The 13,750-nt window shown below is 53.1% G+C and carries 7 protein-coding genes; 4 read left to right on the top strand and 3 right to left on the bottom strand.

Annotation, left to right across the window (positions count from 1 at the left end; translation table 11 throughout):
* The first annotated feature begins 38 nt into the window (after nucleotides 1–38).
* The 3 genes from rplL to rpoC all read left to right on the top strand — a co-directional run bounded on the left by rplL (nucleotide 39) and on the right by rpoC (nucleotide 9,060).
* Nucleotides 39–401 (top strand): 50S ribosomal protein L7/L12, encoded by a 363-nt coding sequence (rplL, locus tag LK04_RS17780; RefSeq protein ID WP_039336819.1) that lies wholly within the window; start codon nucleotides 39–41, stop codon nucleotides 399–401.
* A gap of 328 nt (nucleotides 402–729) precedes the next feature.
* Nucleotides 730–4,758 carry a DNA-directed RNA polymerase subunit beta gene (gene rpoB / locus LK04_RS17775; protein WP_039336817.1) on the top strand — a complete coding sequence of 1,343 codons (4,029 nt, stop codon included), beginning with the start codon at nucleotides 730–732 and terminating at the stop codon, nucleotides 4,756–4,758.
* Nucleotides 4,759–4,836: 78 nt separating this feature from the next.
* On the top strand, nucleotides 4,837–9,060 hold the full coding sequence (rpoC, locus tag LK04_RS17770; RefSeq protein WP_039336815.1) for a DNA-directed RNA polymerase subunit beta': 4,224 nt from the start codon (nucleotides 4,837–4,839) through the stop codon (nucleotides 9,058–9,060).
* A gap of 60 nt (nucleotides 9,061–9,120) precedes the next feature.
* Here rpoC and LK04_RS20205 read toward each other — a convergent pair whose 3' ends face one another.
* Complete coding sequence (locus LK04_RS20205) at nucleotides 9,121–9,309, bottom strand: DUF1127 domain-containing protein (protein ID WP_039336813.1); 189 nt, start codon at nucleotides 9,307–9,309, stop codon at nucleotides 9,121–9,123.
* A gap of 175 nt (nucleotides 9,310–9,484) precedes the next feature.
* On the opposite strand from LK04_RS20205, the gene LK04_RS17765 reads away from it, so the two are divergent.
* Entirely contained in the window at nucleotides 9,485–10,939 is a 1,455-nt protein-coding gene (locus LK04_RS17765; RefSeq protein WP_039336811.1) for a PLP-dependent aminotransferase family protein, read from the top strand.
* A 156-nt stretch (nucleotides 10,940–11,095) separates the two neighbouring features.
* On the opposite strand, the gene thiE is transcribed toward LK04_RS17765, so the two are convergent.
* Together thiE and thiC are read right to left on the bottom strand one after the other, a co-directional pair.
* Nucleotides 11,096–11,743 (bottom strand): thiamine phosphate synthase, encoded by a 648-nt coding sequence (gene thiE, locus LK04_RS17760; RefSeq protein WP_039336809.1) that lies wholly within the window; start codon nucleotides 11,741–11,743, stop codon nucleotides 11,096–11,098.
* Nucleotides 11,740–13,665, bottom strand: coding sequence for a phosphomethylpyrimidine synthase ThiC (gene thiC, locus LK04_RS17755; RefSeq protein WP_039336807.1), 1,926 nt, complete (start codon nucleotides 13,663–13,665; stop codon nucleotides 11,740–11,742). Before thiC ends, thiE begins: the two co-directional genes overlap by 4 nt.
* Nucleotides 13,666–13,750 lie beyond the last annotated feature (85 nt).

Here is a 13,750-nt window from a genome sequence, read left to right as displayed (position 1 = left end):
AACGTATAAACTTTATCTGTTTTTTAGGAACAATCGATATGTCTATCACTAAAGATCAAATTCTGGAAGCAGTTGCAGCTATGTCCGTAATGGAAGTAGTTGAGCTGGTTTCTGCTATGGAAGAAAAATTCGGCGTTTCTGCTGCTGCCGCTGTAGCTGTTGCTGCTGGCCCAGCTGAAGCTGTTGAAGAGAAAACTGAATTCGACGTAATTCTGAAAGCTGCTGGCGCTAACAAAGTTGCAGTAATCAAAGCTGTACGTACTGCAACTGGTCTGGGCTTGAAAGAAGCTAAAGACCTGGTTGAAGCTACTGGCCCAATCAAAGAAGGCATCAGCAAAGATGACGCAGCTGCTCTGGAAGCACTGCTGAAAGAAGCTGGCGCTGAAGTTGAAGTTAAGTAAGACAACCTTCGGGTTGCAGCCTGAGTAACTCCAGGCTGATGGCTGGTGACTTTTTGGTCACCAGCCTTTTTGCGCTACAGAGGAACGATGGCGTTTCGCACTGTTTGTCCATTGTTTCTCTTCAATATCTTTTTCTATCGACGACTTAATATATCGCTTTCCTGTGAGGGTTCCCTGCCTGCGCAACGGCGACGAAATGATTTAAGAGTGATAGAAAGACGTATTGCATGGGGTGCTGCGCATCGCATGAAAAACAAAATAGTGTTGCATGAACTGTCCTATCAGGACGGACAGCGTGGTTCGACATGTCAGCTAGCTGAGGAACCCTATGGTTTACTCCTATACCGAGAAAAAACGTATTCGTAAGGATTTTGGTAAACGTCCACAAGTACTGGACATACCTTATCTCCTTTCTATCCAGCTTGACTCGTTCCAGAAGTTTATCGAGCAAGATCCAGAAGGCCAGTACGGTCTGGAAGCTGCCTTCCGCTCCGTATTCCCAATCTCAAGCTACAGCGGCAACTCTGAGTTGCAGTATGTCAGCTACCGTTTGGGTGAGCCGGTCTTTGACGTAACTGAATGTCAGATCCGTGGCGTGACCTATTCGGCACCGCTGCGCGTGAAACTGCGTCTGGTGATCTATGAGCGCGAAGCGCCAGAAGGCACCGTAAAAGACATTAAAGAACAAGAAGTCTACATGGGCGAAATTCCGCTCATGACCGACAACGGTACCTTTGTTATCAACGGTACTGAGCGTGTTATCGTTTCTCAGCTGCATCGTAGTCCTGGCGTGTTCTTTGACAGCGACAAGGGTAAGACGCACTCGTCTGGTAAAGTGCTGTATAACGCACGTATCATCCCTTACCGTGGTTCATGGCTCGACTTCGAGTTTGACCCGAAAGACAACCTCTTCGTCCGTATTGACCGTCGCCGTAAGCTGCCGGCCAGTATCATTCTGCGCGCACTGAACTACACCACTGAACAAATCCTCGATCTGTTCTTTGATAAAGTGGTTTATGAAATTCGCGATAACAAACTGCAGATGGAACTGGTGCCTGAGCGCCTGCGTGGTGAAACCGCCAGCTTCGATATCGAAGCCAATGGCACGGTCTACGTTGAGAAAGGTCGTCGCATCACTGCGCGTCACATTCGTCAGCTGGAAAAAGACGGTATTCAGCACATCGAAGTGCCGGTTGAATATATCGCTGGCAAAGTGGTCGCTAAAGACTACGTCGATCTGAACACCGGTGAGCTGATTGTTCCTGCGAACATGGAACTGTCACTGGATCTGCTGGCGAAACTGAGCCAGTCAGGCCACAAGCGCATCGAAACCCTGTTCACTAACGATTTGGATCACGGCCCGTACATTTCCGAGACCCTGCGTGTTGACCCAACCAACGATCGCCTGAGCGCGCTGGTTGAGATCTACCGCATGATGCGTCCTGGCGAGCCACCAACACGTGAAGCAGCGGAAAACCTGTTCGAGAACTTGTTCTTCTCTGAAGATCGTTACGATCTTTCTGCGGTTGGCCGCATGAAGTTCAACCGTTCTCTGCTGCGTGATGAGATCGAAGGTTCAGGCATCCTGAGCAAAGATGACATCATCGAAGTGATGAAGAAGCTGATCGGTATCCGTAACGGTATCGGTGAAGTGGATGATATCGATCACCTCGGCAACCGTCGTATCCGTTCAGTCGGTGAGATGGCAGAAAACCAGTTCCGTGTAGGTCTGGTCCGTGTTGAACGCGCAGTGAAAGAGCGTCTTTCTCTGGGCGACCTCGACACGCTGATGCCACAGGACATGATCAACGCCAAGCCGATTTCTGCTGCGGTGAAAGAGTTCTTCGGTTCCAGCCAGCTGTCACAGTTTATGGACCAGAACAACCCGTTGTCTGAGATCACGCATAAGCGTCGTATCTCTGCTCTGGGCCCAGGCGGTCTGACCCGTGAACGCGCAGGCTTCGAAGTGCGTGACGTACACCCAACCCACTACGGTCGTGTATGCCCAATCGAAACGCCTGAAGGTCCGAACATCGGTCTGATCAACTCCCTTTCTGTTTACGCGCAGACTAACGAATACGGCTTCCTTGAGACTCCGTATCGTCGCGTTGTTGACGGCAAAGTGAGTGACGAAATTCATTACCTCTCTGCAATTGAAGAGGGTAACTACGTTATCGCTCAGGCGAACACCAACCTTGCTGAAGATGGTAGCTTTGTTGACGATCTCGTCACCTGCCGTAGCAAAGGTGAATCAAGCCTGTTCAGCCGCGATCAAGTTGACTACATGGACGTTTCGACCCAACAGGTCGTTTCTGTCGGTGCGTCACTGATCCCGTTCCTGGAGCACGATGATGCTAACCGCGCCTTGATGGGTGCGAACATGCAACGTCAGGCCGTTCCAACTCTGCGCGCTGATAAGCCGCTGGTTGGTACCGGTATGGAACGTGCAGTAGCGGTTGACTCCGGTGTTACTGCCGTAGCGAAACGTGGCGGTTCCGTTCAGTACGTTGATGCTTCTCGTATCGTTATCAAAGTTAACGAAGATGAGATGTATCCGGGCGAAGCGGGTATCGACATCTACAACCTGACCAAGTACACCCGTTCTAACCAGAACACCTGCATCAACCAGATGCCGTGTGTCTCTCTGGGTGAGCCAATTGAGCGTGGCGACGTGCTGGCAGATGGCCCGTCTACCGATCTCGGTGAACTGGCGCTGGGTCAGAACATGCGCGTGGCATTCATGCCATGGAACGGTTACAACTTCGAAGACTCCATCCTCGTTTCTGAGCGTGTTGTACAGGAAGACCGTTTCACCACTATCCACATCCAGGAACTGGCCTGTGTGTCTCGTGACACCAAGCTGGGGCCAGAAGAGATCACCGCTGACATCCCGAACGTGGGTGAAGCTGCGCTCTCCAAGCTGGATGAGTCCGGTATCGTGTATATCGGTGCGGAAGTGACCGGTGGCGACATTCTGGTTGGTAAGGTCACGCCGAAAGGTGAAACCCAGCTGACTCCAGAAGAGAAACTGCTGCGTGCGATCTTCGGTGAGAAAGCGTCTGACGTTAAAGACTCTTCTCTGCGTGTACCAAACGGTGTTTCCGGTACGGTTATCGACGTTCAGGTCTTCACCCGCGATGGCGTGGAAAAAGACAAACGTGCACTGGAAATCGAAGAGATGCAGCTGAAGCAGGTTAAGAAAGACCTGTCTGAAGAACTGCAAATCTTTGAAGCCGGTCTGTTCAGCCGTATTCAGGCTGTACTGATCTCGGGTGGCGTTGAAGCTGAGAAGCTGGACAAACTGCCACGCGAGCGCTGGTTAGAGCTGGGCCTGACTGACGAAGAGAAGCAAAACTCTCTGGAACAGCTGGCTGAGCAGTATGACGAGCTGAAGCACGAGTTTGAGAAGAAACTCGAAGCTAAGCGTCGCAAGATCACCCAAGGCGATGATTTGGCACCAGGCGTGCTGAAAATCGTGAAGGTGTATCTGGCTGTTAAGCGTCAGATCCAGCCTGGTGACAAGATGGCAGGTCGTCACGGTAACAAGGGTGTTATCTCTAAGATCAACCCGATCGAAGATATGCCTTACGATGAGAACGGTACGCCGGTCGATATCGTATTGAACCCGCTGGGCGTACCGTCACGTATGAACATCGGTCAGATCCTGGAAACCCACCTCGGGATGGCAGCGAAAGGCATTGGTGAGAAAATCAATGCGATGCTGAAGAAGCAGGAAGAAGTCGCCAAACTGCGTGATTTCATCCAGCGCGCCTACGATTTGGGCACCGACGTGCGTCAGAAAGTTGACCTGAACACCTTCACCGACGACGAAGTGCTGCGTCTGGCAGAGAACCTGAAAAAAGGTATGCCAATCGCAACACCAGTGTTTGACGGTGCGAAAGAAAGCGAGATCAAAGAGCTGTTGCAGCTCGGCGGCCTGCCTTCTTCCGGTCAGATCACCTTGTTCGACGGCCGTACCGGTGAGCAGTTCGAGCGTCAGGTAACCGTAGGTTACATGTACATGCTGAAACTGAACCACTTGGTTGACGACAAGATGCACGCACGTTCTACCGGCTCTTACAGCTTGGTTACTCAGCAGCCGCTGGGTGGTAAAGCTCAGTTCGGTGGTCAGCGCTTCGGTGAGATGGAAGTGTGGGCACTGGAAGCTTACGGTGCTGCGTATACCCTGCAGGAAATGCTGACCGTTAAATCTGATGACGTTAACGGCCGTACGAAGATGTATAAAAACATCGTCGATGGCAACCATCAGATGGAACCGGGCATGCCGGAATCCTTCAACGTACTGTTGAAAGAGATTCGCTCGCTGGGTATCAACATCGAGCTGGAAGACGAGTAAGTACTCGCAAGTACTGGTTACGGGACGCGCACCTCAGGCGCGCGTCCCTGAGAGTTCCACTCCGACGGGAGCTAATCCGTGAAAGACTTACTTAAGTTTCTGAAAGCGCAAACTAAGACCGAAGAGTTTGATGCGATCAAAATTGCTCTGGCCTCGCCTGACATGATCCGTTCATGGTCTTTTGGTGAAGTTAAAAAGCCAGAAACCATTAACTACCGTACCTTCAAACCGGAGCGTGACGGTCTTTTCTGCGCCCGTATTTTTGGACCGGTAAAAGATTACGAATGCCTGTGCGGTAAGTACAAGCGTTTGAAGCATCGTGGCGTGATCTGTGAGAAGTGTGGCGTTGAAGTTACACAGACCAAGGTACGTCGTGAGCGTATGGGCCATATCGAGTTGGCTTCTCCAACTGCGCATATCTGGTTCCTGAAATCACTGCCTTCGCGTATCGGCTTGCTGCTGGATATGCCACTGCGTGATATCGAGCGCGTGCTGTACTTCGAATCTTATGTTGTGATCGAAGGCGGCATGACCAACCTGGAAAAACGTCAGATTCTGACGGAAGAGCAGTATCTTGATGCGCTGGAAGAGTTCGGTGACGAATTCGACGCGAAGATGGGTGCGGAAGCTATCCAGGCGCTGCTGAAAAACATGGATCTGGAGCAAGAGTGCGAGCAGCTGCGTGAAGAGCTGAACGAAACCAACTCCGAGACCAAGCGTAAAAAGCTGACCAAGCGTATCAAGCTGCTGGAAGCGTTCGTTCAGTCTGGTAACAAGCCAGAGTGGATGATCCTGACCGTTCTGCCGGTTCTGCCGCCAGATCTGCGTCCGCTGGTACCGCTGGACGGCGGTCGTTTCGCTACGTCAGATCTGAACGATCTGTATCGTCGCGTGATCAACCGTAACAACCGTCTGAAACGTCTGCTGGATCTGGCTGCGCCAGATATCATCGTACGTAACGAAAAACGTATGCTGCAAGAAGCGGTAGATGCCCTGCTGGATAACGGCCGTCGCGGTCGTGCCATCACCGGCTCTAACAAACGTCCTCTGAAATCTTTGGCTGATATGATCAAAGGTAAGCAGGGTCGTTTCCGTCAGAACTTGCTTGGTAAGCGTGTTGACTACTCCGGTCGTTCTGTTATCACCGTAGGTCCATACCTGCGTCTGCATCAGTGCGGTCTGCCGAAGAAAATGGCACTGGAGCTGTTCAAACCGTTCATTTACGGCAAGCTGGAACTGCGTGGCCTGGCCACCACCATCAAAGCCGCGAAGAAAATGGTTGAGCGCGAAGAAGCTGTCGTTTGGGATATCCTGGACGAAGTTATCCGCGAACACCCGGTACTGCTGAACCGTGCACCAACTCTGCACCGTTTAGGTATCCAGGCGTTTGAACCGGTTCTGATCGAAGGTAAAGCGATCCAGCTGCACCCGCTGGTTTGTGCGGCATATAACGCCGACTTCGATGGTGACCAGATGGCTGTTCACGTACCGCTGACGCTGGAAGCCCAGCTGGAAGCGCGTGCGCTGATGATGTCTACCAACAACATCCTGTCACCTGCGAACGGCGAGCCAATCATCGTTCCTTCTCAGGACGTTGTTTTGGGTCTGTACTACATGACCCGCGACAAAGTGAACGCCAAAGGCGAAGGCATGGTGCTGACTGGCCCGAAAGAAGCTGAGCGTGTTTACCGCGCTGGCCAGGCCGAGCTGCATGCGCGCGTTAAAGTGCGTATCACCGAATACAGCAAAAACGAGCAGGAAGAGTTCGTTGCGAAAACCAGCATTATCGACACCACCATTGGTCGTGCGATTCTGTGGATGATCGTACCGAAAGGCCTGCCTTACTCTATCGTCAACCAGGCGCTGGGTAAGAAAGCTATCTCCAAAATGCTGAACACCTGTTACCGCATCTTGGGCCTGAAGCCGACCGTTATCTTTGCTGACCAGACCATGTACACCGGCTTTGCTTACGCAGCCCGTTCAGGTGCCTCTGTTGGTATCGACGACATGGTGATCCCGGCTAAGAAAGCGGAAATCGTCGCGGAAGCGGAAGCAGAAGTTGCTGAGATTCAGGAACAGTTCCAGTCTGGTCTGGTTACTGCTGGCGAACGTTACAACAAAGTCATCGATATCTGGGCCGCAGCCAACGAACGCGTTTCCAAAGCGATGATGGACAACCTGCAAACTGAAACTGTGATCAACCGTCACGGCGAAGAAGAGCAGCAGGTGTCGTTCAACAGCATCTACATGATGGCCGACTCCGGTGCGCGTGGTTCTGCAGCACAGATTCGTCAGCTGGCCGGTATGCGTGGTCTGATGGCTAAGCCAGATGGCTCAATCATCGAAACGCCAATCACCGCGAACTTCCGTGAAGGTCTGAACGTACTCCAGTACTTCATCTCGACGCACGGTGCGCGTAAAGGCTTGGCGGATACCGCACTGAAAACCGCTAACTCCGGTTATCTGACGCGTCGTCTGGTTGACGTTGCGCAGGATCTGGTGGTGACCGAAGACGACTGTGGCACATTCGAAGGCATCATGATGACTCCGGTCATCGAAGGTGGCGACGTTAAAGAGCCACTGCGTGAGCGTGTTCTGGGCCGTGTGACGGCTGAAGATGTCCTGAAACCAGGCACTGCAGACATCCTGATCCCGCGTAACACCCTGATCGATGAGCACTGGTGTGATGTGATCGAACTGAACTCAGTCGATGCGATCAAAGTGCGTTCGGTTGTTGGCTGTGAAACCGACTTCGGTGTGTGTGCACACTGCTACGGTCGCGATCTGGCACGTGGTCACATCATCAACAAAGGTGAGGCCATCGGCGTTATCGCAGCACAGTCCATCGGTGAGCCGGGTACACAGCTGACGATGCGTACGTTCCACATCGGTGGTGCGGCATCTCGTGCGGCTGCTGAATCCAGCATCCAGGTGAAGAATAAAGGTACTATCAAGCTGACTAACGCCAAGTCGGTAACCAACTCCTCAGGGAAACTGGTTATCGTCTCACGTAACGTTGAGCTGAAAATGATCGACGAGTTCGGTCGTACCAAAGAGAGCTATAAAGTGCCTTACGGTGCGGTCATGGCCAAAGGTGATGGCGAGCAGGTTGCAGCGGGCGAGACCGTAGCAAACTGGGATCCACATACCATGCCGGTTATCACGGAAGTGGGCGGTTTCATTCGCTTCACTGACATGATCGACGGTCAGACCATTACTCGTCAGACTGACGATTTAACCGGTCTGTCATCGCTGGTGGTTCTGGATTCTGCAGAACGTACTGCGGGCGGTAAAGATCTGCGTCCTGCGCTGAAAATCGTTGATGCGAACGGTAATGATGTTCTGATCCCTGGTACTGATATGCCAGCACAGTACTTCCTGCCGGGCAAAGCGATTGTGCAGTTGGAAGACGGCGTGAAGATCAGCTCGGGTGATACCCTGGCGCGTGTTCCGCAAGAATCTGGCGGTACCAAGGACATCACCGGTGGTCTGCCACGCGTTGCCGACCTGTTCGAAGCGCGTCGTCCGAAAGAGCCAGCAATCCTGGCGGAGATCAGCGGTATCATCTCCTTCGGTAAAGAGACCAAAGGTAAGCGTCGTCTGGTGATCACACCGGTTGATGGTAGCGATCCGTACGAAGAGATGATTCCAAAATGGCGTCAGCTGAACGTATTCGAAGGTGAGCGCGTAGAACGTGGTGACGTTGTTTCTGACGGCCCAGAGTCTCCGCACGACATCCTGCGTCTGCGTGGCGTCCATGCTGTGACCCGTTACATCACTAACGAAGTGCAGGAAGTTTACCGTCTGCAAGGCGTTAAGATTAACGATAAGCACATTGAAGTCATCGTTCGTCAGATGCTGCGTAAAGCAACCATCGCTAGCGTGGGCAGCTCCGACTTCCTGGAAGGCGAGCAGGCTGAATACTCCCGCATCAAGATCTCTAACCGTGAACTTGAAGCGAATGGCAAAATCGGCGCAACCTTTATGCGCGATCTGCTGGGTATCACCAAAGCGTCACTGGCTACCGAATCGTTCATCTCTGCCGCATCGTTCCAGGAAACCACTCGTGTCCTGACCGAAGCAGCTGTAGCAGGTAAGCGCGATGAACTGCGCGGCCTGAAAGAGAACGTGATCGTGGGTCGTCTGATCCCAGCCGGTACCGGTTATGCTTACCATCAGGATCGTATGCGTCGCCGCTCTGCGGGTGAAGCACCGGTTGCTCCGCAGGTGACTGCGGATGAAGCCTCTGCAAGCCTGGCTGAACTGCTGAACGCCGGTCTGGGCGGTAGCGACGACGAGTAATCGTTGCTAAGTCTGATCGATAAAAAACCCTGCCTCGGCAGGGTTTTTTTTGCTCTGAATTTAGTTCTTGCGGCAGACATCGTGTCGAGTTAGCCCAATGTCGCGCAGCTGGGCATCGCTCAGGTGAGACAAAATTTTCCGCGTTTCACGTCGGTTACGCCAGTTTCTCACCGCGCTACGCGCGCCGCGCAAAATATCCAGCAATGTTACATCAAAAGGTTTAGCCGCTCGGTTTTGATCGAATTCCATTATTTGTGCCCTCAGTGAGATGTCTGGGTCACATTGTCCATTTCTGCATCGATTCAATACAGATTCAAAAAACACTTATCTTTAACATACAGATTGCATATTCAGCGATCTGAATGGTAGAAAGGGTGTCAATCTGTACTGGTTTTCGCTGCTGAATAAGATGAGGTGGGATACGATGACGCGCTATCAGCATTTGGCCTGTCTGCTGTCGGACAGGATTGAACAAGGCCTCTATCGCAGTGGAGAACGTTTACCGTCAGTACGCACGTTGAGTCTGGAACACGGCGTCAGCATTAGCACCGTACAGCAGGCGTACCATTTACTGGAAGAGAAGCAGCTGATTGTGCCGCAGCCGCGATCCGGTTATTTCGTTGCAACTCGAAAATCGACCCCACCGGTACCTGGCATGACCCGCCCAGCGCAGCGGCCCGTGGAGATCACGCAATGGGAATCGGTACTGGAGTTGCTGAGCAGCCGAATGGACAGTGATGTGCTGCAACTGGGCAGTGGCATACCGGATTTAACCCAGCCAACGTTAAAGCCGTTATGGAAAATCCAAAGTCGCATGGCGCAGAAGCAGGATGCTGGCTTGCTCAATTATGACAGCCTGGTGGGTGTCAGTGCATTACGCGAGCAAGTCGCCAGGCTGGCGATAGACAGTGGCTGCCAGCTCAGCGCCGATGACATTGTTGCCACCACGGGCTGCCATGAGGCGTTGTCGATATCGATCCGCGCAGTGTGCGATCCGGGCGATATCATTGCGGTGGAATCGCCTACTTTCCATGGCACGATGCAAACGTTACGCGGTTTTGGGATCCGCGCGATCGAAATTCCCACGGATTCCGTCACCGGCATGAGTCTTGAAGCGCTTGAACTGGCTTTTGAACAGTGGCCAATTAAAGCGGTTGTGGTGGTCCCCAACTGCAACAACCCGCTGGGATTCATCATGCCTGAATCGCGTAAGCGGGCATTGCTGGCATTGGCACAGCGCTTTGATGCGGCCATTATCGAAGACGACGTTTACGGTGAGCTGGCGTGGGAATACCCGCGACCGATAACCATCAAGTCTTTGGATATGGATGGCCGCGTATTGTTGTGCAGCTCTTTTTCTAAAACGCTGGCGCCCGGTTTACGCGTTGGCTGGGTGGCGCCGGGGCGATATCGTGACCGCGTGTTGCACATGAAATATATCAGTACCGGATCAACGGCCACGCAGCCACAACATGCTGTCGCCGAGTTTGTTCGTCAAGGCCATTACGGCCCACATATCCGTCGTATGCGTCAGGTGTATCAACGGAATTACGACATCTTTAGCTGCTGGGTACGCCACTATTTTCCCTGTGGGATTTGCGTGTCTCGTCCCCAGGGGGGCTTCCTGATGTGGATCGAACTGCCAGAAGCGTTTGACGCTGTTCGACTTAACACTGAGCTGCGTACTCTGAAGATACAGGTCGCCGTTGGGTCGTTGTTTTCCGCCTCGGGAAAATATCGTAACTGTCTGCGCCTGAATTACGGTTTGCCCATTAACGAGCATACTGAGCAGGCGATTGCCCAACTGGGTGCTGCGGTGGAGCAGGCCATGCTGGCCTGTAATGCTGAAACGCTGCATGCCACTTCCCTGACGAATTAAGTTGGAAAGGCAGGGCTGGGGAGAGAGGAAGACCAGCCCTGGCCCGCTGCAAGCGACAGCGGGCAGGCACACTTTAGCGAAGTCAGCTTTAGGCGCTAGCCTTATAAAATCAGGCTTCGCGCCATATTCCGGTCTTTATCACTCTATTGCAGCCAGTTACATCAACTCTGCAGGCTGGGTTCCAGATTCAACCAGGTCGAGCAACGTTTGTGTTGCCTTACGCCAGTCAGCCGCCTGAGTAATGGCGCTGACGACCGCAATACTGCCCACCCCTGTGGCCAGCACTTCCGGCACCCGCGCCAGTGAAATGCCGCCGATGGCGACGGTTGGCACGTCCTGCAATCGCGCCAGATGACGTTTGAGTTCGATTACGCCCTGCGGAGCGGAGGGCATGTCTTTAGTTTGCGTCGGATAAATATGCCCTAAAGCAATATAAGAGGGGCGAAGTGCCAGGGCGCGGTCCAGTTCGGCATCATCATGAGTTGATAAACCGAGACGTAAACCTGCCTGGCGGATCGCCTGCAGATCCGCTACGTCCAAATCTTCCTGGCCAAGGTGAACACCGTAAGCGTTGTATTTGATCGCTAATCGCCAGTAATCATTGATAAACAAGCGTGCGCGGTACTGTTTACCCAGCGCAATGGCTTCGCGCACGGCATCTTCCACTTCATGATCCTGGCAATCTTTGATACGCAGTTGCAGGGTGCGCACACCGGCTTGCAGCAGGCGTTTAATCCACTCTACGCTATCAACAACGGGGTACAGCCCCAGTTTCGGGGCGGTGGCCGGAAAGGCGTCGGTCATACTTTTTCCTCTTTAAGGGCATCGGCGGCGTGGTAGATCTCACCACCACGGCTACGGAAGGCGTCTGACATTTGCGCCATGCCAATTTCAATCGGCTGCGCTTCTGCCTGCTGGCGAGCAGCATATTCACGCACTTCCTGAGTAATTTTCATTGAGCAGAATTTGGGGCCGCACATCGAGCAGAAGTGAGCGACTTTCCCCGATTCCTGCGGCAAGGTTTCATCGTGGTAGGCACGCGCGGTGTGCGGATCGAGTGCCAGATTGAATTGATCTTCCCAGCGGAATTCGAAACGCGCTTTCGACATGGCATTATCGCGGATCTGGGCTCCGGGATGCCCCTTCGCCAGATCGGCCGCATGGGCGGCGATCTTATAGGTGATCAGCCCCTGTTTCACATCTTCTTTATTTGGCAGACCCAAGTGCTCTTTCGGTGTGACGTAGCACAGCATGGCACAGCCAAACCAGCCAATCATCGCGGCACCAATTCCTGATGTGAAGTGATCATAACCGGGTGCGATATCTGTGGTGAGTGGTCCGAGCGTATAAAACGGCGCTTCATGGCAGTGCTCCAGCTGTTCGGTCATGTTACGGCGGATCATCTGCATTGGCACATGGCCTGGGCCTTCAATCATCACCTGCACATCGTATTCCCAGGCGATCTTCGTTAGCTCACCCAAGGTGTGCAGTTCGGCAAACTGCGCTTCATCGTTGGCATCCTGAATCGACCCTGGACGCAGGCCATCGCCCAGTGAGAGGGCAACATCATAAGCCGCACAGATCTCGCAAATCTCGCGGAAGTGCAGATACAGGAAACTCTCCTGATGATGCGACAGGCACCACTTCGCCATGATCGATCCCCCGCGCGAGACAATGCCGGTCAGACGTTTGGCGGTCATCGGAACATAGCGCAACAGCACGCCCGCGTGAATGGTGAAGTAATCGACGCCCTGTTCGGCTTGCTCAAGCAGGGTGTCGCGGAAGATTTCCCAGTTCAGATCTTCCGCTACGCCGTTAACCTTCTCCAGCGCCTGATAAATCGGTACGGTTCCAATCGGCACCGGACTGTTTCGCAAAATCCATTCCCGCGTTTCATGGATGTAACGGCCTGTGGAGAGGTCCATCACGGTATCGGCGCCCCAGCGCGTTGACCACACCAGTTTCTCTACTTCCTCCTCAATCGATGAACTCACCGCCGAGTTGCCGATATTGGCATTCACTTTGACCAAAAAGTTACGGCCAATGATCATCGGTTCAGATTCAGGGTGATTAATGTTGGAGGGGATAATGGCTCGACCGCTGGCCACTTCCTGACGGACAAATTCGGCGGTAATGTTTTCCGGCAGATGCGCCCCGAAGCTGTGCCCGGGATGTTGTTGCAGCAGCACTTCACCACGAATACGTTCGCGCCCCATGTTTTCACGGACCGCAATAAACTCCATTTCAGGCGTAATCATTCCCTGTCGAGCATAGTGCAACTGCGTCACACAGCGGCCGGTTTTCGCACGGCGTGGCTGGGGTAGGTGCTCAAAGCGCAGATGATCCAGTCCCTCATCGGCCAACCGCTGCTGGGTATAACTGGAACTTAGCTGGTGGATCGCTTCGCTGTCATCACGTTCGACAATCCAGCTGGCACGCAATTTCGCCAATCCCTGATGCACATCGATAGTGGCTTCCGGGTCACCATAAGCACCTGCGGTGTCATACACCGGCACAGCTTCATTCGGCTCAAGCTTAGGGTTCTCTCTGGTGCCGCCAATCTGAGTTGGGCTCAGCTGGATTTCGCGCATCGGTACACGAATATCCTCACGGCTACCGGTGATCCAGATACGTTTTGAGTTGGGAAAAGCGGTGCCTTGCAGTGAATCAATAAATTCCTGCGCTTGTGCACGTTGTTCACGACGAGAAGTTTTAGCAACAGACATAGCAAATTTCCTGATTTAAGGGGAAGTTGCTTGTCCAGAGTTCGGAAGGAGTAACAGAAGCGATACCGGGCGCCAACACGCATCG

This window comes from Pantoea vagans, from assembly GCF_001506165.1.
GTDB classification, from domain to species: domain Bacteria; phylum Pseudomonadota; class Gammaproteobacteria; order Enterobacterales; family Enterobacteriaceae; genus Pantoea; species Pantoea vagans_C.
The sequence above is the reverse complement of the archived record's forward strand: the minus strand, read 5'-3'. Positions and strand labels throughout refer to the sequence as shown.

What these genes read in the sequence shown, in the direction of transcription:
- rpoB (WP_039336817.1), top strand. Translation starts at nt 730, where the DNA reads ATGGTTTACTCCTATACCGAGAAAAAACGTATTCGTAAGGATTTTGGT.
- LK04_RS20205 (WP_039336813.1), bottom strand. Translation starts at nt 9,309, where the DNA reads ATGGAATTCGATCAAAACCGAGCGGCTAAACCTTTTGATGTAACATTG.
- thiC (WP_039336807.1), bottom strand. Translation starts at nt 13,665, where the DNA reads ATGTCTGTTGCTAAAACTTCTCGTCGTGAACAACGTGCACAAGCGCAG.
- LK04_RS17765 (WP_039336811.1), top strand. Translation starts at nt 9,485, where the DNA reads ATGACGCGCTATCAGCATTTGGCCTGTCTGCTGTCGGACAGGATTGAA.
- thiE (WP_039336809.1), bottom strand. Translation starts at nt 11,743, where the DNA reads ATGACCGACGCCTTTCCGGCCACCGCCCCGAAACTGGGGCTGTACCCC.
- rplL (WP_039336819.1), top strand. Translation starts at nt 39, where the DNA reads ATGTCTATCACTAAAGATCAAATTCTGGAAGCAGTTGCAGCTATGTCC.